The sequence below is a fragment of the Desulfitobacterium chlororespirans DSM 11544 genome (genome assembly GCF_900143285.1).
GTDB lineage: Bacteria > Bacillota > Desulfitobacteriia > Desulfitobacteriales > Desulfitobacteriaceae > Desulfitobacterium > Desulfitobacterium chlororespirans.
Map to the genome: position 1 here is coordinate 539,337 of NZ_FRDN01000004.1, position 23,322 is coordinate 562,658.

Sequence of the window (23,322 nt, forward strand, 5' to 3'; positions counted from 1 at the left end):
AAACCCACCTTACTTATTCAGAATCTCCACCAAATCAACAGCCTCAACCTGGGTGATATCAAAATCTTTGGCTTCTTTTTCAGTAAAGTTATTGACATCTTCGTCGTCCAAGACAATACATTCCCCCATGATATTTTGATTCATGGTGATGGGAACCTGAAAGCCGTCTTCATTTAGAATGCCAAGGTTTTTATCCTGCCAGGTCATAATTTCACAGACTTTGGCTATCGATCGTTGTTTTGTCCGTTCATTGTAATCCATATCCGGGTAAGCGTTGAAGCCCAGTTCCTCGACAAAATATTTGCCACTGGCATATATCTCCGGTTCCACCCCAAATTCGATTCGCCCGCACTCTTCACACATAATTTCCAGACGGGCTGCTTCCAGGTCATTGAAGATAATTCTTCGTAAGGAGAGCTTACTGCCGCAGTATTTGCATAAACAGCGTTTGCTCCGTTTCTTCAGGGATTCTATACGGGTTCCGGTGTTATGAGCATAGTTCATAATTCAATCACCTCATGAGTTCTTAAGAATTCAATAGAACACGCAGTGCTTCATTATCAAGCACTTTGTGTTCTATTGAAAAAATCAACTTGCTTTAAATGAAAATCAGCTTAATATTCTTGTTCCAGAATCTGATAAGCCGGAGCGCCTTCGCACTGTGCCGGCATTCTCACCCCTGCCAGAACAGCCAGGGTTGGCACAAAGTCAACCTGGCGGATGATCCGATCCGTGACAAATCCTTGTTTGACGCCTTTGCCTGCGATAAAGAATATCGGGGATACGGAGGTATCGGCTTCCCCTAAGGTTGTCGACAAGCAGTCGGCATGGTCATAGTTATAACCTTCAGCCAGCCAGTAGCAGATATCCCCGGCATGGGGGCCGCCTTGACCAAGAAGTACGGCATCCCGGTTTCTTAAGGCGACGGATACGACACGGTGCCCTGTCTTCTTGTCCTTATACCCGTATAAAGCCGTCATAATTTCTTCTTCCAACTCGTATTGGTCAGCCGGCTCAACTATACCATAGGGTTCCCGGCCTTTGAGGTTGATGTAAATGTGCTGTTCACGTACGGCAATGGCTTTGGTCTTCGACCAATCGATTTCCGGCAGTTCTTTGCCGTTTTCATCGGTCTTTAACACGGTAAACCCAAGTTCCTGCATTAAACGCACATTGACGCCGCCCAGCTCACCCAGCCATTGCATATCGTGCTTCGGAGACACTTGGGCATGATCGGAGAATACCGAGATCGTCCAGCCTTCATCAAACAGATGAATGAACTTGCCCAGATAGTAATCGACTTGCAGATAGATATCTTCGATGAATTTTTCATAATCTTCATGCGGCAATCTATTGAAGTCTTTTTCCGCCAAATGTTTAATAAACATATGGCATTGCAGATCGGGAGCATGGAAATGGGAGAATACAGCATCCAATTTTTCCGTTTCAATCAAGTGTAAAATCGCCGCCGCCTGCCAATCCGCTGTTGTGTACCAGTTGTCCAGCATGCAGTCCGTGATCATTTGTTTATCCTGGCAGCCCAGCATCGTGGTCGGGGTGGGATAGCCGACATTTTCAGTTACTTCTTTGAAGATTCGCTTGGGATGCCAGACACTGTCATTTTCCGTATCCATACCAGCGGATACCCACATAGTCAATTGGCTGCCGTCAGGTTTAATGGATAATAGCTTCATATTCCGGTTGGCGCGGAATCTTTTGCCGTCAGCTTTAACCGCTTCATCGATAACTTCTCTGGCCATAATACCCGGCTCCAGAACGACGAGCGGTTCGGCATCCTTCTTGCTCTTATAGACAGCAACGCGGTTGTAATCGCCGTTTGCACCTTTTAAGATTAAGCAGGGACGGCGGATTAAACCTTTAGAATACATAATGAAAAATTCTTTTGCGCCCTCAGGAGCGTGTTCCCAGCCACTGGGCTCTTTGATCGGCGATCTTACCGCATCGCTTGGTGCTTCAGTTATCGAGGTTGTTTGCATGGATTCATTGACAACTATTAAGCGCAGACCTGCCGACATGTCCGATTCGGCAATACTCGTATCGCTGATGCCCGCTTCTTTGCTGCTTTCAAGATCAAGATTCTCCACAACGCAAGGAGCAACAGAGTTGGTCGCTGCTCTGGTGGCAAAGGTCAGTTCCGGGATTTCAACATTGGCGCCCACAAAGAATTCCCCGTCAACTGTAGTCGTAGCCATCCCCACACTCCCGGGGGAAGTTCCGTCGACAACCATCAGATTCGGGTTATCCGAAGTCGGAGGCCAAGCGCTCCCCGGCCAATGCCAAACCAGAGTTTTCTTGCCTGCGTCGGCTAAAACATTCCAAAGGGGTTCAGCCGTGCAATTCCGGGAATCGAGATTATACTCTACATAATCCTTGGTTTTGGTATCAGGACTCCGCCAGAATCCGGTAATTCCATGAACATTGGCGTAACAGCCGGTAGCCAAAGTAGTCCACATTGGAGGGGTCACTGTCGGATGCCCGCCAAGCATGATCAGGTCTTTGCCTGAGGCACCTCTTTCGAGCATTTTCTTAATATTAGGCAGTTTTCCCTGTGCCAGATACTTGCTGGTCAGGCTGGGATCCATCCCGTCAACACCCAATAAAAGAAGCTTCTCTGTTGCCGCTTTTCTCTGCAACATTCTGTTCATCCCTTTCCTTCAAAGTAATTTTTATAGGCCTTAAGCAGGAACCCTATCCTGTATTAATTTTAGATCCAGATAAATTTGATGAACAGCAGCTTATTTTTCATTAAATCTTCTGCAACTAATAGTTGCATGGTTGACGAGAAATGGCCAGAAAAAGCAAAGACGCCCCATTTTATTTGAGGCGTCCCAATGGGCTGGTTCCAGCCCTGGAAAATCCCATCCCGTGATATCATTGGGGTGAGATTCCTATATTCTATCTGCACAGCTGGTCTGCTGCTTGCGTTTCTTGATCATTACTTCTCCAAAATTTGATATACTGGAGCCCCTTCACATTGGGCCGGCATATCAATATTCATAAGAGTTGCTACGGTAGGAGCTACATCGACCTCACGAATGACACGTTCTGTTTCACAACCCTTTTTAATTCCTGCACCTGCCGCTATAAAAATCGGCGATACAGATGTGCCGAAATATCCTTCCGTTGTAGATAAAGCATCACCATGTAAACGATTGAATCCTTCCTCCAGGAAATAGATAATATCTCCACATTCTGGACCACTCATACCCAAAACAGCTGCATCTTTATTGCGCAAAGCTATATTGACAATGCGCTTACCATCCAGGCGGTAGCTGTATAAGTCATCAATAATCTTTCTTTCCAACTCATATTTATCAGCAGGCTCCACGCTACCGTATGGGTTTCTCCCTTTCAAGTTAATATAAATATGGTTGCCGCGAGGTGCTACCGCTTTGGTCTTTGTCCAATCAATCCCACGAATATCGTTGCCATTAGCATCCTTTTTCATTACTGTATAGCCCAAATCGCGCAGAACCCCAATATTCATAACAAAACCTTCACCCAAGAAAGGCAGCTCATCCTCTTCACTGCACAAAAGGCCGTGGTCACTGGTGACAATAATCGCCCACCCCTTGTCAATCAGAGGCAAAAATTCCCCAATATATTCATCAACTTGGCAATAAATTTCTTCTAAAAACCCCTGATATACTTTTTCATCATTGTATCCGTACTTAGCTCTGGTCTTGGCCCATCTCCAGCAGGGATGACCAATATGATCGCAAGCATGATTATGTGTAAATACCGCTTCATATTCATTCGCTTCAATCAATCCCAACAAGGCCTTGGCCTGCCACTTATTAAATACATCCCAGCTTGGCAAAGAACGTCTGCTGATCATTTCCGGATAGCCACCGCCCAATGCTACAGCACATGGCACTAAACCTGCGATCTCAATCGTTTGTTGATATAATGACTGGGGCGACCAATTAAAATCTTTACGTCCAGTTTCAATATCTAAGGCACTGCCTGCTGATATCGTTACAAACTTACCCTCATGATCTATTCTTAAAATTGCAAAATGACGGGTTGTCTCCACCTTCTCTTCTCCAGTAATTACATCCGTGATGACCAGAGGATAAAATTCGCCTTCTTTTATGGCAACGAATGGTTTTTCATCTTTTTTACTCCCATATATTTCTACTTCGTTATATTCTCCGCCTTCATTCTTAAGCAGCAAAGCCGGGTATCGTTTCAAACCTTTAGATACAATTACAGTAAATTCTTTAGCACCATCCGGCAATTCATGCCCCCAATTTTTAGGCTCTTTAATTGGAGAGTCGAAATTAAAACAAGGTCTATCCGTTTCACCGTTTTCTTCCCCTTCCAGATGGTCAAGCAACAGCCAGGCATCAGGTGTCTTGCCTGAGGCAGCTTCTCGGGCAGTTTCCTGCCAATCTCCATCGCCAACTGAAACTTCCGTCATACTCTTTAACAAATCAGAACGGCTTTGGGGAGCAAAAGCTGCATTGGACTCCTTCATATCCTCGGTCATGACACATCCGGCTCCACCTTTTGACTCCACATGTAAACGATTGCGGATTTCTTTACATTCTGCCGAAGCATAGGTAATATGCTCATCCTCTACGACAGAAACACCGGCATTAGGTCCAAGCGGCACCAACCCGCCGACTATATGCAAATTATCACTATCACTAATAGGTGGCCACGAACAGGGCCAGGTCCAAACCAGAGTTTTCTTGTCGGCTTTAACTGTACATTCCCAAATCTGTTCAGCTTTCACCTGGGCCGAGTTAAAATTATTAACAATTTTACCAATATCCGATGGGTGGGAATTCCAATAGCATGTCACCCCATGAGTCATTGGATAGGCACCGGTTGATAAGGTCGTCCACATTGGCGGAGTAATGGTTGGCTGCGCGCCTAACATGACTAAATCCTTGCGGGCGCTGCCCAGTTCAATCATCTTTTTAAGATGAGGCAATTTCCCTTCATCAACCAAACGTTTGGTCATCTTCGGGTCCATGCCGTCAATACCAAGCACAATTACTTTTTTGCTGTTCATAATAAAGTCCTCCTGATAAGATTTTGTCAGGGCAACTATGACTATAGGACAAATTAGATGGCCTGTGTTTTATGCACAGGATTCAATTTCTCCAGAGAAGCCCCAGCGGTTTTTTCTCCAAGTACCAAAAAGATGAGAGCCGGAACAATAAAGAATAAGCCATTGACTAAGTTAGCCCCAAAGTATCCGTAGGTAAGGAATATTGGCGATGCCGAAACCATTGCCCAGGCGGAAATCATTCTCCCCAGGCCCAGGGCAATACCACCCGCGCTGGTTCTGACTTGCGTCGGATAGGATTCCGCCGTATAAGTCCAGGCCAGAGTCATGGCAGCCGACATAAGAAGGCCTTTCAAGACCATACATATGGCAATCGGCAAAACACTGCTGAAAAGCCCTTGAATTATAAATAGCCCGCCTATGACTATAAACCAGATGATGATCGGGATCTTTCTGCCCCCTTTGTCGGTAACCCGGGAAACAATAAGGTTGCCAATGGGTACCACCAAAGCTGCTACCATGTTGATGGTTAAGGCATCATTCAGGGAAAACCCCATTGTCGTATGCACAGCCTGATACAAGTTGGCGAGATAGAAGTTTCCCAGCGTAACGCCCGTTACGACAAATAGCAGGCCAACCGTCCGTTTGATATAAGCGCCGCTGAACATTACTTTGCAAGCTTCGATAATACCCGAATTTTTAGGCTTATCAGCCGCACCGACATTGGCAGGGAGCTTAGCTTCCGGCAAAATTTCTGCGAGAACTCTCTCAGCCTCCTCAATACGGCCCTTGGAAACCAACCAGCGCGGTGATTCCTTGATCCACGGAATCCCGAGCAGACAGACAACAATACCAACCCCGCCTAAGATAAAGATAAAGCGCCAGCCGTCCGGTGACATGGGCACAACGATTCTGGCCAAGATCGCCATTAAAGGTATTCCGGCTGTTCCGCCGGCAATTGCCAGCGCCTGATATTTTCCCCGTGATTCTGAGGGCATCATTTCCGAGATATAAGCCATAGCGATAGTTACCAAGGCAATCGTGCCTACTCCGGTTAAGGTGCGGAAAAAGGCAAAGGCCATATAATCGGTAAAAACAGCGTTGGCTAAAGAAGATATGGAAAAAATGAAACCATATAATAGTAAGGATTTCTTGCGTCCGATAATGTCTGCGGTCCACCCGCCAATGACTGCTCCTATGCACATCCCCAGCATATTGAGAGCACCTATGTTCGTAATTTGCTGCATATTCCAACCGTACTGGGCAATTAGTGAGGGAGCGGCAAAGCCGAAATTTGACACGTCCATTTGATCAAACACATAGAAAAATGCAGCTATAATGAGAAATCTTTTTTGAACTTTACTCAGCTTATGGCCATCGAAGTATGTCCTATTATCTGCTCCGCTTTGAACTGGATTTGTCATAATTTTGAGTACACCTCCAAAATTTATTGACCATACCGAAAGGTAATGATTGCTAATCTCAAAAATTATTAATAAAATGAAACATTATGATAAGATTAATTCCAGGGGAAGTTCAGATAATTTCTTATTTTTGCGATAAAAATTAAAATATCCTATTTAATTTTTTAACAATAGTTCAATACCTCCTATTAATTTAAATTATTTCTAAAATCAGCAACCATGTCGTTTTAATTATATAAATAAATTTTTTTTATCGGAAGCATCACATTTTCTTATGATTAATAGGTAACTTTTAGTTGCATCATCTTTGATGACCTTTATATTAAAACAGCAGCGTTGCCTAAAGCTAACAACCCCAAAAATGTCAAAGTCTAAACCAGCTCGAATTCAAGCAAAAACAACAAAAAACGACCATGTTCCTGATTAACTCTATCAATGCCAATAAAAAGTCCTTATAATAAGAGATAGGGCAGTCCTCGCCAAATCCCTGGCCTCGATTGTGAAATTCAAAACTAGCAACACATCGGCTCACTCTCTCACCAGTCATGCTCAACTTCAAGACTATACCCGCTTTACAAGAGATCTGTGCGAACATCCAGAGCGCCCCCTTGGTCAAGCCATCGGATTAGAAAGCATGAGCCACAGTCAGATTTCCCGAAGATTAAAGCGCTTGCCCTCTAACGTTTCAGAAATGCTCTTTAAAACTCACTTTACATGAAATCACTCAAAAGCAAGAGTATGGGAAGGGGAGGTCTAATTGCAAAATGCAGGTAGAATATTTTAAATATCTGGTAGATTTAGCAGAAACCAAATCGCTCAGCCAAACAGCGGAGAGATTCTTTATGACCCACCAGGCTATTAGTAAGGCAATAAAAAAAATTGAGCATGATTTTTCAGTCAATTTATTAATTCGCACAAAAAAAGGCATCGAACTAACTGATGCCGGTAAAATTTTCATTAATAAATCTTCGGAAATTTTAGAGAAATATAAAGAGCTCACTGAATTACTGGAACCATTTCAGATTGAAAAAAAACAATCAGTTCGCGGAGAATTTGCAATCCTGACTATTCCCAAATTTTTAGAGATTAATTTGCCTTCGATAATTACCAGTTTTTATTCAGGCTTTCCGGCTTTAAATATTTCATTTAAAACAGAATCTCATCAAAATATTTTGTTTGGCCATGAATATAATGATTCTACTATTGGACTAATTGCTATAATGGAAGAAGATTTGCAAAATGAATCTTTTAGCAAATCGATTGAGTCAAGAAATCTAAAAATAGAAGTTATCTCATCTTCTAAAAACATATTGATCATGCACAAGAACTCAAAATGGGTAGATCTTGATTCTAATAACATCAATATTAACTCAATCCCTAAAATCCATTTTGGATATAGTATTAAGTTACTGCCTGACAATTACAGGGGCAATTATATTGTATCTAATTTAGAATCTATGAGAAAGCTTGTATTAAATAAACAAGGTGTAGGAATTCTATCCGAATTTGAGTATAAAAACTTTTTTCATAAATCTGCTAATATCTTTACCATGCAAATAGATGAAACTATGGTAAGTCCCCTTGCCTATGCATACATTATCAAACAGCAAGACGCGATACCTCCTTATATGGAGAAATTTATTAACTTATTTAGAAAATTTCTTTCCTGACCCTTCTCTTGTAAGTTCATAGCCATAGCAAATCCATTATCCTTCGTTGGGGCTCTGGCAATGGGATTAAGCATAGCCGCTATAACCCTTTTGAGAAATAAATCAGGGTGTGTGGTAAACGTTTGTATCTAGACGTTTACCACATACCCTTGAACTTTAACCCCGAAATGTTCCAAAGGCCAATAGCGGAAAAGGGTTCTCCCCGTGATGCTGTCCATAGGCAAAAAGCCCCACTCCCGGGAGTCTTTGCTATCATTGCGGTTATCCCCCATCACAAAAACGTACCCTTCCGGAACCACCACCGGTTCCATAGTTTTAATCTGAGGTTCCGCCAGATAAGGCTCATCAATAGCCTGCCCGTTAATATAGGTCTGATGATTGCGGATTCCCACAGTATCCCCGGGCAGAGCGATCAGCCGCTTGATAAAATCATCGGAAGCATGGGCTTCGCTTGGCGGGTGGAAAACAATAATATCTCCTGGATGAAGCTCACCGAAATACTTGAAAAAGAATTTATCCACGATGAGCCGGTCCTGAAGCTGAATTGTCGGCAGCATGGAGCCGCTGGGAACATAACGCGGTTCGATGACAAAGGTGCGAATCAGCCAGGATAAAGCAAAAGCGATAACTATAACCACGACCCATTCCAGGATGTTGCGGACTGTGCTTTTGCCGGTGGGTTTGATATTTTTTGCGTTTTCCATGTTAGTCACCTCATTTTAGAAGCTGCTGCTCCAAAGTCGTTTTTAGCCACAATCACAAAGGTTCTCCGTTCGGCCACACAATCATTCACTCCATGTTCCCGCCCTTTCTTTAATCAGTCTAATGCCGGTATGCCGACGGGCGATGGGTGAGAACAGGCAGCCTGAAGTTAAACCGGGTCCCAACCCCCACTTCACTTTCCACCCATATTTCCCCTCCGTGGTTTTCGATGATCTTTTGACAGATGGCCAGGCCCAGTCCCGCGCCCCCGAAGCTCCTGGAGCGGGATTTTTCCGCCCGGTAAAATTGCTCAAACATATGGGGCAAATCTTCCGGGGCTATGCCTGTCCCATCATCCGTTACGGAAATATGCAAATCAGCCCCCTCCACTTTGGCTCCAATAGCTATCGTTCCTTTTTCCCCCAGATATCGTCTGGCGTTGCTGATTAAATTATCAAACACCTGGGCGACCTGGTCCGGATTGGCCTCAATGGGCACCGAGGGAAACGGTCTGGCCAGCAGCAGTTGAACCGGCTGATCAACAAATTCCAGTTCCACAGGGGCAAGGGTGGATTCCAGCATTTCCTTGGCATCCCAGAGGCAGAAAGCCCCTTGGGAATCGTCCATGTCCAGCTGGGAATACTCAAAGAGCCTTTCAATCAAAGTATCCAGCAGCGCGGTTTTATTCTTAAGCACACTCAGATAGCGGTTCAGTTTCTCCGGATCATGAACGGCTTTCGGCAAACCTTCCACATATCCCCTGATGGAGGACAACGGAGTTCTCAAATCATGAGAAATGCTGGCAATCAGCTCTTGGCGGGAATGATTCAAATGATTTTGCTGTTCCAGGGAAGTCTTTAAGTTCTGCCGCATCAGGTCAAAAGCCTCACATAAAGCTCCCATTTCGTTTTCCCTTTGATAAGGGATGGAAAAGTCCAGATTCCCCTCGGCAATATTTTTGGTAGCTTCCAGCAATTGTTGCAGTGGGAGCAGATAATTCCTGGTCAGATACCAGGATAAGACTGCAAAGTAAACCACAAAGGGTATCCCGATTATGACAATTCGTAAAGATATATCTTGCCTGCCGGCATCCAAATTACTGCCAACTGCCGCCGGAGTCATTAACACCGGAATCAAGAGGATAACAAAAAAGGACAGGATGAATTTTACCCGAATATCCAGCTTCATTTTGCCCCTCCGCTGAACTTGTAGCCCACGCCCCAAACGGTTTTGATAAAGTGGGATTGGCGGGGTCCGCTTCGATTTTTTCTCTCAGTTTCTTAATGTGGACGGTCACGGTATTTAAATCACCGCTTTCATTAAACCCCCAAACATTGGCAAAGATTTGCTCCCGGGTCAAGACCTGATTGGGGTGCAGGGCCAGAAACCGCAACAATTCGAATTCTTTGGTGGTCAGCTCCAGAGGACGGCCGGCCAAGACCGCCTCATACCCCTGCACATCAATTTCCAGACCGCTGTATGACAAGAGCCGGGTTTTGGGCTCGGGAACAGCGCTCATCTTGAATCTGCGCAATTGAGCCTTCACCCTGGCCACCACTTCACCGGGGCTGAAGGGCTTGACAATATAGTCGTCCGCCCCCAGTCCCAAGCCGAGGATTTTATCCACCTCGGCCTTTTTCGCGCTTAACATGATGATGGGGACATTGGATTCGGCGCGGATCCTCCGGCAGACCTCCATCCCATCAAGGCCGGGCATCATGATATCCAGAATCACCAGCTGGGGCTGGTTCATCCTGAACAGCTCCAGGGCCTCATGACCATCCCTGGCGACCAAAGCCTCATACTGTTCGTCGCTTAAAAAGTCTTTGACCAGTTCCGCAAGCTCTACCTCATCGTCGGCGATCAGAATTTTTTCTTTTGTCATCCAGACACCCCTCCCTTAGGTTAGCATGTCCTTTTTTCTAAATAGAACAAGCTCGCGACAAACAGGCAAAAAGACGTAATCGAGCTGCAGAATTTACATTCTTAATTATTACAGCCAAAAATAAACTACCACCTTGGCAAAAGTGAAAAATTACTATGTAATTTATGAAAATTTGATAAACTCGCGTTTGAACTAAGAGCACCGAACTGCTCGGTGCTCTTTCGCTCACATTAATTTTTCAAGATCTATTAAAAACCTTGGCGATTATTCATTTAAGTAGGTGCTCACCCTGTCCTGAATCAATTGGGCAGTCACTTCCGCTGTCTTCTGTCCTGTAAAGAAGGCCGCGGTTTCCTCCTGAACAATGGCAATAATCTTCTGATCCGTTCCGATGTAGACCTTCGCTTGACTGAGCAGGTTTTCCAGATAATCCACATCCTCCTGGGTGGGGGGCTGCAGTGTTATTGATTGACCGGGAATGCCGTCCTCCTTGATCATCATTTTCCCACCTCTTGTTTGGATAGCCTGGGTGAAATTCTGGGCAACCTGGAGAAGCACACTCTTATTAATCGGCATTCCTCCCTGAATCATCATCTCATCAGAGACCAAAAATTTCAAAAATTCCCAGGCCAGTTCCTGATGGTCCGATTGACTGCTGATCCCATACAGGGAGTCCGTGGCAAAGGACACGTTTCCGGGGGGCTTTAAAAGCTGAACACCCTCGCTGAAAATCGCTTTGGTCGTTTGCAGGGCCCAAAACCCTTGGAGAGAAGTGAAATTAAAAACAAGTTTACCCCGGGCGGCCATGTCCATAATGTTGGTCTGGGCCGTATCCGTATTCACCAGTTTGTGGTCAATCAGATAGTTACTTAAGGAAAGTAAATCAAGAAATTCCTGACCGGTAAAATTGGCAGTCTTCTTCTCCGGATCGACCAGTTTAGCATAGTTTTCTTTAACCAGCGTCTCAATCAGTCTTTTTTCATCCATCCCGGCCAAGGCATACATCTCCTGGGTTTCCCCGTTTTGGTTGTCGTTCATGATCTTTTCCGCCGTCTTGACAAAATCGTGCCAATCCCAGTTGCTATCGTCGATTGACACCTGAGAATCAGCCAGTAAGGTTTGATCGGCGGCAATCATATCGATGCTGATATTAACCGGCAGCCCATAGAGTTTTTCTTTATACTCTAAAGCCTTGAAAATATTCTGGTAGTATTTACTGCTGTCGAAGCTTTGATCCGACTGCATCAGTCCGCCCAAATCAACTAAAAGATTCTTATCCGCATAGGTCTGATAGGGCAGGTTATTTAATAAAATAATATCGCTGCCCTGGCCGGACATGAGCTGGGTATTCATAGCCGTGACATATTTTTCAATATCCCCGGACTCCGCCGCCCTGACACCTTCACCTCTTTCCGAAGTACTGGAGGTGTATTCTTTCACTTCCACCCTAACGCCGGGATGAAGTTCCGCAAACTTTTTTACTGCCGTATCCAGGTACGTATCTTTGCTCACCACCGCAATGGTCAGGGAATTAGGATCATTTGCTCCCCCGGCAGCCTGAGTATTGCCGCAGCCGGCAGTAAATACCCCTATGCCGAAGACCAGAACCAGGCTTAAAACAACTCCGCATTTATTTTTGATCATCAAAACACCCCTTTTCCTTTAATTATTCAAAATTCAGATATTCACCCCACTTTCCTGATCGAAAAAATGGGCCTTGGCCATATTAAACCCCACCCTGACTTCCTGTCCGGTTGCGGCGCGCAGCTCCGGACTCACCCTGACAACCACCTCTCTGCCGGCGATCCTTACATAATGGTAAGTTTCCGCCCCTCTTAATTCGCTGAACTCCAACCTCCCGGGCAAAGTACACTGAGGATGAAGGTCCAAAAAATCTCCGCTGCCCCAGAGATGCTCCGCTCTGATCCCCAGGACCACTTTCCGGTCCAGATACCCCTGCCCCTTTAACCTTTGTCCTACGGCAGCGGGAACAGGCAACAAGGCATCGGCCAGTTGGGCATAAATACAGCCCTTTTCCTCGATCATTAGAACTTCCAGAAAGTTCATCCCCGGGCTGCCGAGAAAACCGGCCACAAACACATTGACCGGATGGTCATAGATGGCCTGGGGGCTGTCGATTTGCTGGATCAGGCCGTCCTTCATCACCACGATTCTGGTGCCCATGGTCATGGCCTCGGTTTGATCATGGGTTACATAAACAAAGGTTGTCTGCAGATTTTTATGGAGCTTGGCAATTTCTATTCTCATCTGGGTTCTCAACTGGGCATCCAGGTTGGACAGCGGCTCATCCATCAGGAAGACCTTGGGTTTCCTGACAATGGCCCGCCCCAGGGCCACCCTTTGCCTTTGCCCGCCGGAAAGTTCCTTGGGTTTGCGTTGGAGAAGATCTTCAAGTCCCAGAATCCTGGCCGCTTCCTGCACATTTTCCCTGATCTCAGCCTTGGGCAGCTTTCTCAGCTTAAGCCCAAAGGCCATATTGTCATAGACCGACAGATGGGGATAAAGAGCATAATTTTGAAAAACCATGGCAATATCCCGGTCCTTGGCAGCCACGTCATTAACCAGCCGGTCATCAATATATAATTCACCGGCTGAAATTTCCTCCAGCCCGGCCACCATCCTTAAAACGGTTGTTTTGCCACAGCCGGAGGGACCTACCAGGATTAAGAATTCCTGATCCTTTATTTCCAGAGAGAAATCCCTGACTGCCGCAACCCCGCCGGGGTAGGTCTTAGCTAGATTTTTCAGATGTAAACCCGCCATCCGCTGCCCTCCTATCAATAAAAGTGACCACGGTTAAAAATACAGAGCTGAATATCAGCAACACCTCCCCGGTCTCAATCACAAGGGGCATTTTGATGAGCCATAGCAAGGCAGTGCCCAGGCTTAAGGCGGCCAGCAGGAAAATACTGCAGAACACTTCCACTTTGAGCAGTTTTTCCTGCAACAGCCGGGTCTGGTAAAGTCCCAGCAAAAACAGCGGCCAACCCAGAAAGATGTTTAAAAACAAATTCCAGTTACGGACGGTATTCAGGATATTCAACTGAACTTCTCCAGGCGGTGCTGCATAACCGGCGCTTTGCATCCCGGTTTCAATCCCCTTCTTAATGAGGTCGGCCCAAAATGAAACATCAATCAGTTCATTGGGGATGTTTTCCGGCGGAATATATAAGGTAAAGCTGATTGATTTCCATATCAGCAGCATCACGGCAGCAAGCGCTGATACCTCCGCCATACCGAGCATAAGGCTGGCGGCGTCCCCCTTGATCATCTCCCACCAATACTTATCCCGGAGTCTCAGGCGGCAGAAACGAGCAATACCCTTTATTTTTCGTCTGAGCAAGCTGAAAAGCATTACCATGGCCACCGTCCCCGCCAGGAAATTGCGCAGCAGGTTCCCTTGTTCCATCAGAAGACCGGCCAGATTATAATCGATGATTTTGTAGTTTGCCGGGTCCTGGCCGACGGAGGCCAGGGCCGTTGCCAAAACAGCGGTATTGCGGCCTGTGGTGCCGGCATCCTTGGTTGCCACTGCCAATGAGGTTATGCGGGCATCCGCTTCCAGTTCCAACAGTATTTTCGCCGGTATGTACACTGTGCCGTAGCCCCGGTCTGTCAGAGTCCCGATCAGGGAACGGTCCTTCCCGGCCACTCCGACTATTTTAAATTCCCGGCCATACAGTTCTATCTCCAGGCCCACCACATTGCCGTTCTGAAAAAGAGCCTGGGCCAGCTCTTCATCAATGACGGCCACCTGCTGGTTTTCCTGTTCGAAGCTCAAAAAACGGCCTGAGCGCAGGTTCATTTGCTGGAATTGAGCATATCGGTCATTCACCCCCAGCACCTGGGCCGGGCTCTGATTCTTTTGATAAGCGGCAGAAGTTGAAGCTTCCATGGCGTAAGCCAGATCGTAGTCCCGGAGGCTGTATTGGCTGAGCTGCCTCAGATCCTGCAGGGAAAAAGACCCTTCTTCCGGCTGATGGGAGTCGCCCAGCCAGGTGGCGGTGATTTTGCCGGTTTGGTGCGGGCCGCCAAGATCCGCCAATTGAGCGGGCAGGGATGGCCCCAGAAGGGTGCTCCAGGTTAAGACCAATAGTCCCAGGCCCAGAACAAGATAGGCCGGGTAGGCTGATTTATCCTGTTTCAATTGAGCCGGTTTCAATTTGCCCCCTCCTTCAGAACTCTGTCCCCGTCCTCCACCGGTTTATTGCTTTGCCACACCACTTCGCCCATCACCCCATCTGTAAGCGCGGACATTTCACGATCGCTGTCTTCCACATTGACGTTTACCTTTTGCAGATAGTTCTCCGTCCCTAAAGGCCCTTTTCTTGATTCCAGAACGAAGACATAGGAGCCGCTGCTGTCGTCATAAACCGCACTGTTCGGTACGAGGGTATCGTAAGGCTTGGTTTTTTTGCTTAAATAGATTTCGCCCTTTTCGCCGCCGGTCAGGCCTTCCAGAGAGACGTCGATCCACAGATCCTTCTCCTCCCCGTTATGCCGGCTGTTTTCCACTATCTTGTCGATTGTTCCCTCGGTTTTCTGATCCCCCAGGGAGAGAATATTCACACTCACCGTATCTCCGGGTTTGACATAATCAAGCAAATCCTTGTCAATGGACACGATCAGCCGGAACCCCTGCCCCAGGTCAGCCAATTTAAACAAAGGCAGGGAGCTATTGGTCATCGACCCGGTGGCAAAATTCAGTTCTGTGATCAGGCCGTCCACAGGCGCTGTATACACGCCGTTGTCGGCCACCTGTTGGGCCAGGGCAGCCACCTTTCTGGCGTGTATTTCCAGATTAAGCTGAATGTCCTCACAGTGTCTTTGCGCGTCCGCCAGGTTCTTGGCGGCGTTTTCCAGGTTTACCGCTGTTTCTGCTCCATGATCAAACAGGACCTTCAGCTTATCGTAGTCCCCTTGTTGTTGCGCCTGCTCTGCCTGGGCCCCGGCCAGGGACAACTGGAGCTGCCGGTAGCGGGCCTGTTCATCCTGATAATCCGACTTCAGACCGTCCACGTCCAGGATGATGATGGGCTGGCCTTTACTGACCCTGTCCCCCTGCTCCACCCTGACCTCCTTGACCCGCAAATTGGCATCTGCGTATTCCTCCCGGGTTGATTTGACCTCCACCGTCCCTTCCCCGAATATTTCTTTGATTAACGCCCCGTTGGTTGGCCGGACCGTTTGGACCCTGGGCAGAGCAAAGTTATTGATGGTATTGGAGAAGAACGTCAGCCCGATCATCGTCATCAGGAACAGCAGGCTCAACTTTCCGATCACCTTTTTTCTTTGCGCATCACCTGCGATTGCTTCATTCCCCAATTTCCCGTCTCCCTTCCTGGACTAGTGCAGCGGCGACACAATAGCCCTTGTCGAGTAAATGTGCAAGAATTTATAGAGCAAGGCCCTCCTTGCTCAGCCTTTGATTCCAGAAAGCCGGATTCCTTCCAGCAAGTATTTTTCGGCGTAGAGGAAGTTCAGCAGCATCGGCAGCATATATAAAACGGACGCGGCAAAGGCCAATCCTTTTTCACCGTCGATGATTCTGGAAAGGTAGAGGGAAAGAGGCTGTTTGGCCGCATCCTGTAAAAAAATCAAGGGCTGTTCCACCATGTTCCAGTTATCGATAAACACAAGGATGGCCATGGCTGCTATGCCGCCCCTGGACATGGGCAGGATGATTTTGAGGAAAACCTGTAGCTGGCTGGCTCCGTCCACCCGGGCCGCTTCAAGATAGGAGTCCGGTATTTGCTCCATATACTGTTTTAAGAGAAATACGCCAAAGGTGCTGAAGATGCCGGGCAGGATAATGGACCAGTGGCTGTTGAGCAGGCCCAGCTGGCCGGCCATTAAATAGTTGGGCACAAGTGTGACCTGGAACGGCATCAGCATCACGGTGATATACAAAAAAAACAGGAAATTCCTGCCCCTGAACTTCAGCTTGGCAAAGGCATAGGCCGCCAGGGTCGCCACAACCGTTTGCCCGATGACGATCGGAAAGGTGATCAACACGGAATTCCAGAACATGAACAGAAACTGGGTCTTTTTGATGAGTACGTTATAATACTGCTTCAGCACCACCACCTCGGGTATCAGCCGGAACTGGGCAAAGTGATTCCCGGTGTCATCCTGATAGCTGCTTAAATCTTTGTCCGTCACCGGGCCATAATGGTCGGCGATTTCCTGTTCACTCATCAGTGAATTGGTGACGGTTACAGCCAGGGGAAACATCAACAGGACAGCCAATACCAGCAAAATTGCAAAATGGAGCAGATTTCTGATCCGGTGGTTACGCTTCAAACACACACCCCCCTCTCGCCGGGTCTAATTAATCATATTGGTGATCTTTCTCTCCACGATAAAAAGCAGTAAAACGACGGCCACAATAAAGGCAGCCATAATGAAGGCCGCGGAAGTCAATTTCTGATAGTCCAGAGCCATGAACATATTGTTCATGTAGTGCTGCAGCATATAGATGCTGTTGTGGGGATAGTCTCCGGAGATAAGATACGTCTCCCGGAACACTTTAAAGGAATTGATCATCGAGATTACAAAAACAAAAAAAGTCGTGGGGGTCAAATAGATCAGGGTTATTCGAAAAAACTCCTGATAGCGGCTGGCCCCGTCGATCCTGGCCGCTTCGTAGTATTCAGCCGGTATATTCTGCAATCCGGCCAGAAACAGGATGACGCTGTAACCGATGTTTTTCCATAGATAAATCACCAGGACCACCACTCTGGACCAGTTGGTTTTCATCCAGTCCACGGGCGGGTAACCCAGGGCATGGATCAGGGAATTTAAAACACCGTTCAAATCAAAGAATACCTGCCAGACTAAAACCACCGAAGCTACGGGCACCACCAAAGGCGTGATCATAATGGTGCGGAACAGGTTCCGGCCCGGTAATTTTTGATTCAATAACATGGCCGCTCCCAGGGAGAGCATCAGATTAAGGGGTACACAGATTAAAGTAAACTTGGCTGTATTGGCCAGAGCTGCTAAAAAGCTGGGGTTTTTTAATAAAGCACCATAATTATGTAGTCCGACAAACGTACCGTTAAGGGGACTGTACACCAGGGAATAGTAAAAGCCGGTGACAAAGGGGAGCAAATAAAAAAGAGCAAAGCCCAGCAGGCTGGGCCCCAGGAAAAACCAGGCCAGGCCGCCATTATTCGTTTTTAATTTTCCAGTTCTCATCCTGACCACCCTAAACCAGCTGAGTCATTCTTTTTCTTTCCATGTCCGAGACCCCTTTCCGGAATATCAAAGCCCGTTCGCTTGGGCAAGTTCATCTTACCGAAATCAGGCAGGCGATGTTGGAATTTTAACTTAGCAAAATCTTAAGAAGTGCTTACGAAGTACTTATTCTTTTCTTAAGCTGATGATTTCCATAATAAAACAGCTCCTTATTCTGTACTTAACCACAGAACAAGGAGCTATATAGGACTTCCAGCTTATGGACTTCTTAAAATTTTCTTATTGTTATAATGGAATTTTTACTGTAAATGTCGTATTTTCCGGGTTGCTTTCCACAGAGATAGTGCCGTCGTGAGCCTTGACAATTTCTTGGGCAATAGCTAAACCCAGTCCTGCTCCGCCGGTGTTTGTGGAACGTGCGGAATCTAAGCGGTAAAATTTCTCAAAAATAGTTTCCAGCTTTTTCTGCGGGATGGGGTCTCCCTGATTCGTAAATGTTATCACCATAGTCTTGTCCTGGGGCCCGGCAGCAATGTCAATGACGCTGTTTTCATAGCTGTAAGCTATGGCGTTTTTCAGAATGTTATTGAATACACGGGCCAGTTTGTCGGCATCTCCCCATAGAGTGAGGCCATCAGGCACATTGACTGACACCTGCTTGGCCTGGGGAGCCAGCATGGGATAGAATTCATCGGCCAGCTGCTGGAGCATGAACTGTAAATTGATTTTTTCTTTATTCAAAACAATTGTTTGCAGATTAAATCTTGTGATCTCAAAAAACTCATTGATTAATTGTTCTAATCGATAAGCCTTTTCCAAGGTAATACCTACATATTTGGCCTTCTGTTCCGGAGGCATATCAGGTGCTTCATCGAGAAGACTTAAGTAGCCGATCACGGAGGTCAGAGGTGTCTTGATATCATGAGCCAAATAAACGACTAAATCATTTTTGCGCTGCTCGGCCTCCAGGGCGGCTTTCTTTTGTTTTTCCAGATTGTTTTTGATCTGATTCAGCTTATTTTCCATAAAATCCAATTCCGGTGATAAGGCTATTTCAGCAGCGGATTCCTCAACAAGTTTATCCATTCCGGCACTGACTTCATCAAAATATTTAGTAAACCAGGAAATCGATAAGTTAAGCAAAATAACTAAAAATATGAGAATCACAATAAAGGTAATCATTTCTATATTATTGTAAAATACAGACCGATAAATTAGTACAGCCACGTTTTCGCGCAAATCAAACGCAGTCATTAAAAAATGGACCATGCTGTCGCCAACACTGAAGTTTTTTTGAATGATAAAACGCAGGAAGATAACCGTTGCAGCCGTGGCAAAAACAATCAAGAGCATGCGAAGAAATAATTCCCTTTTTAACTTTGTATAATCATTCCTTCTTCTATCTCTCTCACTTTTCAATTTTATAGCCAACCCCCCATACCGTTTTGATATATTTAGGATGTTCCGTGCTGTCTTGCATTTTTTCCCTTAAATGCCGGATATGAACCATGACCGTATTATTGCTGTTGGTGAAATATTTGTCTCCCCATACCACATTGAACAATTCTTCCGAACTGACTACCCGGCCGCGGTTGGAGCAAAGAACCCAAAGAATGGAAAACTCCGTAGGCGTGAGGGATAGTTTTTTTTCATTCAAGGTACATTCATGGGTATCTATGTCTAAGACCAAGCCGGAAAAGGCAATCACGTGTTCCTCTTGGTTTGGCTCTGAAGAATTATATTTGGTAAATCTCCGCAGCTGCGCCTTGACGCGGGCAATCAGCTCCAAGGGACGGAAGGGCTTGGTGATATAGTCGTCCGCGCCTAAGGTCAGCCCGGTAATCTTATCGATTTCCTCTTCCTTGGCTGTCAGCATGATCACGGGAAAATTATGCTTTTCCCGGATTTGCCGGCAGATTGAAAAACCGTCTACATCAGGGAGCATGACATCCAAAATGGCGAGATCCAGTTTTTCCTTGGCAATACAGTCAAGGGCATCCTTGCCGTTATAAAATTTAAAGAGATTAAAGTTCTCATTTTTCAGATAAACTTCAACCAGATCGGCAATAGCTTGTTCATCATCAACAATCAAAATATTGGCAGCCAAAAGCGTCAACTTCTTTCTTTTAAGTATATAACCCCATATTATTATACCGCAAAGCCAAAAATCCATTTTGCAGCTTTTTGCTTATGAAAATCTTAAGATTTTCTGAATATCACAATACCGATAAGGGACAGCCCACCCTATCGGCAAACTGTCCCTTTGGCAATTTTCTTGTCCTGCTCAATTAGGTGATGGGGAAATTAAAAGGCCAACGAGACAAGCCGGTCGATCACTTCGGCAAAGGGCAAGCCTGCGGCCGCCATCATTCTCGGAAAACGACTGTATGAGGTCATGCCGGGCAAAGTATTAACCTCGTTGAGGATTACTGTTCCATCTTCTTTCAGGAACATATCCACCCGCGCCAGTCCCCTGCAGCCCAAAGCGCGATAGATAGCCTTTGCCGTCTCCTGAACGCGCGAGCGCGCCTCTGCCGAAAGGTCAGCGGGAACGATTAGTGTTGAGTTTTCGGAACCCTTTTCCGGCTCATTCTCCTGATGGATTCTGAAAAAACCGTGAGACAGACAAATCTGATCAACTTCGCCGGCAATCAAATCCAGGTCATTCCCAAATATCGCACAGCCTACCTCGCTGCCGACGACAGCCTCTTCAATCAGCACCTTCGAGTCATACTGTCTGGCGATTTCCACCGCACTCAGCAATTCTTCTTGGCGGCATACCTTAGTGACGCCGAAGGACGAACCCGAACGGGCCGGCTTGACATAAACGGGATAAGCAAGCCGGTGGGCATCAATAGTCTCCTTCGCCGTGACCGTCCGGAACTTTGGCGTCGCAACTCCTGCGTTTCCAGCGACGATATAAGCAAGGGATTTGTCCATACACAGAGCCGAACTTGGGATATCGCAGCCCACATAGGGGATGCCGGAGAGCTCCAACAACCCCTGTATCGCGCCATCCTCGCCAAATTTGCCATGCAGAACGGGAAACACCAGATCCAAAGGGATCCTTTGGTATTGTCCCTGCTCCAGAACAAGCAATCCCTGGACGCTTCTGTCCGGTGACAGGATAGCCGGACGGCAACTGCCCTTTTCCCAATTGGCCTCAGGGTAGTGGCAAAGCTGCCAAACCCCATCTTTCGTAATCCCAATATAGAAGGGTTCATACTTCTCGAGATCCAGGTTTTTGGCCACCTCCCCAGCAGATTTAACGGAGACGGGATGTTCTTCGGAACAGCCTCCGAAGATAATTGCCATTTTCAACTTACTCATAAGCTTTCTCCTTTCAAATTTCCTTTTCCGCTGCGATAGCAGTTCCTTCCGGAAGCGGATACCCGATTTCAAATACATCCGTATAAAGCATATTTTCGGAAATAACTTGCTTGGATTGGTTGTCGATCACCTGCCGGCAAACAGAAACCCGCTCAAATATTTTTCCCTCTTTTTGGAGAAAGCGCTTATCACGATTAACAACCTCGTAACTATACCCTTTAGCCTGATCCATAAAAATACGGCCATAGATGTAAGGCCCATCAATGGATAGTTCAATTTGGAAGGTAAGATTGGTATCGTTTTTGACCTTTAAATCCAACCACCCTTCGTGGATTGTCGCGTCCACACCATCCGGTTCATCCTCATCAGGAGAAGGAAAATCTTTAATCTCATGAGCATGCCGTTCGACAATCGTGAGAGGAGTATGCAGAAAGAGCCAAAACAGCAAATTGCTGAGATGACACAAACCGCCTCCCGGAACCGTAACCAATTCGTCATTGACCACGCATAGACCGTCCTTGTAGCGCTCATTTTTCTCGGCATATCTCACCCGCTGCCAAAATGAAAATGTTTCGCCAGGGCGGATCAATAGGCCATTGACGGGCTCCGCAGCAAGGCGCAGATTAAACACCTTGTTCTCCTGGTATTTCATATCCATGCCGGTATTTTCATTGAGAAGCTTCGACTTGGTTTCATAAATGCAAAAAGGCAAAAACTCTGGAGCCTTTGCTTTGGCATAGTGGTTCCGGTCAAGGTACATCTTGGTATAGAAGCATAATTTCCGTTGTGTCCTGCGGACCGGCAGCAGGAATGGAAATAACTGAGTCAATCTTTTTCTTTTCATGTCGAGACCCCTTTCAGGAATATGGTTTCACCACCCTACCGCCGTTTTAAGTACAGCTGGAAAGCCCTGTATAACAAAGGCTGCAGGGGGTAGTCCCAAGCACTGATCATTTCACAAGCCTCGCCTCCAAAGCCCAATTTAAATCGCAACAACCCAAATAGGGGGTCAGATTCATCCAGGGTAGGGCTGATGCCTCTAAAATCATAGGTGTGGGCCTTAAGCTGATAAGCATCTTGAATCATCCGCCACTGGATAGCATGATTAGGAGCCTTCTCCCGTTTTAGATTGCTGCTGGCCCCGTAAAGATACCATGAGTGGGCGTTGGAATGGACGGCTAAGGTAGCAGCCAATAATTCCTCTTCATCTTCCGCCAGATAAAGAACAATACGGTCTGCCGCTTCGGCCTTTAAGGACCGGTACAGATTGGAAAAGTAGGAGAAATTGCGCACCTTGAAGTGATCCCGTTCTGAAGTTATCTTCAGCAACTCATAAAAAGCCGCTAAATCCTGTTCTGTCCCGACCCGGACCTTAACGCCTAAACGCTCAGCCTTTTTAACGTTGCGCCTCCAGTTGGTATGAAAACTGGCGAAGACCTCCTCCAAGCCGCGCCCCTTTAAAGGCAGGCGGTATACATATTCGGGCTGGGTCGCGGCGAAACCCCTAGCACCCCGCTGCTTCTGCCAACCGATTTGCCGTAATTGCTGCTGCGCCTGTTGGGCCATTGCGCAGTCCTCATCCGGTGGCATATCACGCAAAACTTTACCTTTGCTGCCCTGTTCACGAGCTTGCTCTAAAAACTTTTTAATTGTAGGAGTATACCATTTTGCCTGGACCACTGGCGGATCGATTTTGATACTAAAAACCTGCTTGCTTTGCAAATAAGCCACAAAAGGTTCGAACCATTCCCTGAGGTTAGGGCTCTGCCAGTCAATAAGCGGGCCGCGGGGACAATACGCCAGGTACCGGTTAAGGCAGGGCATTTTCCGGTATAAGACCAAACCACACCCTGCCAATTTATTATCCGGGGTGAACCAGCCCAATAAATCGCTGGTCCACTCGGTTTTGACCTTGGCCCAGGAAGGATACTGCATAAAATTCCCTAAATCGGCTTGAGAAATGAATGAATAATAGGTCTCTTCACTTATTTTGTCAACTTTCAACATTAAAAAACACTCCATTATAAGCCGGGTTTTCTTTAATATTTT

General features: G+C 46.5%; 18 protein-coding genes and 1 pseudogene. 1 reads left to right on the forward strand and 18 read right to left on the reverse strand.

Translation table 11 applies throughout. The features are described 5' to 3' along the window. Positions 1–9 precede the first annotated feature (9 nt). The 4 genes from BUA14_RS05375 to BUA14_RS05390 all read right to left on the reverse strand — a co-directional run bounded on the left by BUA14_RS05375 (position 10) and on the right by BUA14_RS05390 (position 6,465). Positions 10–504 (reverse strand): hypothetical protein, encoded by a 495-nt coding sequence (locus BUA14_RS05375; protein ID WP_072771625.1) that lies wholly within the window; start codon positions 502–504, stop codon positions 10–12. A 110-nt stretch (positions 505–614) separates the two neighbouring features. After that, positions 615–2,657 (reverse strand): alkaline phosphatase family protein, encoded by a 2,043-nt coding sequence (locus tag BUA14_RS05380; protein ID WP_242954562.1) that lies wholly within the window; start codon positions 2,655–2,657, stop codon positions 615–617. A 299-nt stretch (positions 2,658–2,956) separates the two neighbouring features. Then, positions 2,957–5,044 carry an alkaline phosphatase family protein gene (locus BUA14_RS05385; RefSeq protein ID WP_072771626.1) on the reverse strand — a complete coding sequence of 696 codons (2,088 nt, stop codon included), beginning with the start codon at positions 5,042–5,044 and terminating at the stop codon, positions 2,957–2,959. Between the two features lie 53 nt (positions 5,045–5,097). Continuing rightward, a complete protein-coding gene (locus BUA14_RS05390; protein ID WP_072771627.1) occupies positions 5,098–6,465 on the reverse strand; it encodes an MFS transporter in 1,368 nt (455 codons plus the stop codon). A 764-nt stretch (positions 6,466–7,229) separates the two neighbouring features. On the opposite strand from BUA14_RS05390, the gene BUA14_RS05400 reads away from it, so the two are divergent. Further along, on the forward strand, positions 7,230–8,135 hold the full coding sequence (locus tag BUA14_RS05400; protein WP_072771629.1) for a LysR family transcriptional regulator: 906 nt from the start codon (positions 7,230–7,232) through the stop codon (positions 8,133–8,135). Positions 8,136–8,263: 128 nt separating this feature from the next. On the opposite strand, the gene lepB is transcribed toward BUA14_RS05400, so the two are convergent. The 14 genes and pseudogenes from lepB to vanK-I form a co-directional block, all read right to left on the reverse strand. Further along, complete coding sequence (gene lepB / locus BUA14_RS05405) at positions 8,264–8,839, reverse strand: signal peptidase I (RefSeq protein ID WP_072771630.1); 576 nt, start codon at positions 8,837–8,839, stop codon at positions 8,264–8,266. Positions 8,840–8,957: 118 nt separating this feature from the next. Beyond that, the gene (locus BUA14_RS05410; protein ID WP_072771631.1) at positions 8,958–10,025 is read right to left on the reverse strand and encodes a sensor histidine kinase; all 1,068 of its coding nucleotides are present in this window, start codon (positions 10,023–10,025) and stop codon (positions 8,958–8,960) included. After that, a pseudogene (locus tag BUA14_RS05415) lies at positions 10,022–10,722 on the reverse strand (response regulator). The gene BUA14_RS05410 and the pseudogene BUA14_RS05415 overlap by 4 nt, the downstream one beginning before the upstream one ends. Positions 10,723–10,986: 264 nt before the next feature. Then, positions 10,987–12,366, reverse strand: coding sequence for an ABC transporter substrate-binding protein (locus BUA14_RS05420; RefSeq protein ID WP_072771632.1), 1,380 nt, complete (start codon positions 12,364–12,366; stop codon positions 10,987–10,989). Between the two features lie 33 nt (positions 12,367–12,399). After that, positions 12,400–13,506, reverse strand: a complete 1,107-nt coding sequence (locus BUA14_RS05425) for an ABC transporter ATP-binding protein (protein WP_018305059.1) — start codon at positions 13,504–13,506, stop codon at positions 12,400–12,402. Then, entirely contained in the window at positions 13,475–14,905 is a 1,431-nt protein-coding gene (locus BUA14_RS05430) for an ABC transporter permease (RefSeq protein WP_072771633.1), read from the reverse strand. Before BUA14_RS05430 ends, BUA14_RS05425 begins: the two co-directional genes overlap by 32 nt. Beyond that, a complete protein-coding gene (locus BUA14_RS05435) occupies positions 14,902–16,068 on the reverse strand; it encodes an efflux RND transporter periplasmic adaptor subunit (RefSeq protein ID WP_072771634.1) in 1,167 nt (388 codons plus the stop codon). The genes BUA14_RS05430 and BUA14_RS05435 overlap by 4 nt, the downstream gene beginning before the upstream one ends. 93 nt (positions 16,069–16,161) lie before the next feature. Next, on the reverse strand, positions 16,162–17,046 hold the full coding sequence (locus tag BUA14_RS05440; protein ID WP_072771635.1) for a carbohydrate ABC transporter permease: 885 nt from the start codon (positions 17,044–17,046) through the stop codon (positions 16,162–16,164). A 24-nt stretch (positions 17,047–17,070) separates the two neighbouring features. Continuing rightward, positions 17,071–17,943 (reverse strand): carbohydrate ABC transporter permease, encoded by an 873-nt coding sequence (locus tag BUA14_RS05445; protein WP_072771636.1) that lies wholly within the window; start codon positions 17,941–17,943, stop codon positions 17,071–17,073. Between the two features lie 285 nt (positions 17,944–18,228). Continuing rightward, the gene (vanS, locus tag BUA14_RS05450; RefSeq protein ID WP_072771637.1) at positions 18,229–19,374 is read right to left on the reverse strand and encodes a vancomycin resistance histidine kinase VanS; all 1,146 of its coding nucleotides are present in this window, start codon (positions 19,372–19,374) and stop codon (positions 18,229–18,231) included. Next, positions 19,352–20,050 (reverse strand): VanR-ABDEGLN family response regulator transcription factor, encoded by a 699-nt coding sequence (gene vanR, locus BUA14_RS05455; RefSeq protein ID WP_072771638.1) that lies wholly within the window; start codon positions 20,048–20,050, stop codon positions 19,352–19,354. The genes vanS and vanR overlap by 23 nt, the downstream gene beginning before the upstream one ends. Positions 20,051–20,247: 197 nt before the next feature. Then, a complete protein-coding gene (gene vanI / locus BUA14_RS05460; protein ID WP_072771639.1) occupies positions 20,248–21,273 on the reverse strand; it encodes a D-alanine--(R)-lactate ligase VanI in 1,026 nt (341 codons plus the stop codon). Positions 21,274–21,286: 13 nt separating this feature from the next. Then, the gene (gene vanW / locus BUA14_RS05465; RefSeq protein WP_072771640.1) at positions 21,287–22,117 is read right to left on the reverse strand and encodes a glycopeptide resistance accessory protein VanW; all 831 of its coding nucleotides are present in this window, start codon (positions 22,115–22,117) and stop codon (positions 21,287–21,289) included. A 35-nt stretch (positions 22,118–22,152) separates the two neighbouring features. After that, positions 22,153–23,280 (reverse strand): peptidoglycan bridge formation peptidyltransferase VanK-I, encoded by a 1,128-nt coding sequence (gene vanK-I, locus BUA14_RS05470; protein ID WP_084078450.1) that lies wholly within the window; start codon positions 23,278–23,280, stop codon positions 22,153–22,155. Positions 23,281–23,322 lie beyond the last annotated feature (42 nt).

Bases quoted from the DNA above. Each gene is read 5' to 3' on its own strand.
- vanI (WP_072771639.1), bottom strand. From the start codon at position 21,273: ATGAGTAAGTTGAAAATGGCAATTATCTTCGGAGGCTGTTCCGAAGAA.
- BUA14_RS05375 (WP_072771625.1), bottom strand. From the start codon at position 504: ATGAACTATGCTCATAACACCGGAACCCGTATAGAATCCCTGAAGAAA.
- BUA14_RS05445 (WP_072771636.1), bottom strand. From the start codon at position 17,943: ATGAGAACTGGAAAATTAAAAACGAATAATGGCGGCCTGGCCTGGTTT.
- BUA14_RS05390 (WP_072771627.1), bottom strand. From the start codon at position 6,465: ATGACAAATCCAGTTCAAAGCGGAGCAGATAATAGGACATACTTCGAT.
- BUA14_RS05425 (WP_018305059.1), bottom strand. From the start codon at position 13,506: ATGGCGGGTTTACATCTGAAAAATCTAGCTAAGACCTACCCCGGCGGG.
- vanK-I (WP_084078450.1), bottom strand. From the start codon at position 23,280: ATGTTGAAAGTTGACAAAATAAGTGAAGAGACCTATTATTCATTCATT.
- lepB (WP_072771630.1), bottom strand. From the start codon at position 8,839: ATGGAAAACGCAAAAAATATCAAACCCACCGGCAAAAGCACAGTCCGC.
- BUA14_RS05420 (WP_072771632.1), bottom strand. From the start codon at position 12,366: ATGATCAAAAATAAATGCGGAGTTGTTTTAAGCCTGGTTCTGGTCTTC.
- vanW (WP_072771640.1), bottom strand. From the start codon at position 22,117: ATGAAAAGAAAAAGATTGACTCAGTTATTTCCATTCCTGCTGCCGGTC.
- BUA14_RS05380 (WP_242954562.1), bottom strand. From the start codon at position 2,657: ATGTTGCAGAGAAAAGCGGCAACAGAGAAGCTTCTTTTATTGGGTGTT.
- BUA14_RS05385 (WP_072771626.1), bottom strand. From the start codon at position 5,044: ATGAACAGCAAAAAAGTAATTGTGCTTGGTATTGACGGCATGGACCCG.
- BUA14_RS05400 (WP_072771629.1), top strand. From the start codon at position 7,230: ATGCAGGTAGAATATTTTAAATATCTGGTAGATTTAGCAGAAACCAAA.
- BUA14_RS05410 (WP_072771631.1), bottom strand. From the start codon at position 10,025: ATGAAGCTGGATATTCGGGTAAAATTCATCCTGTCCTTTTTTGTTATC.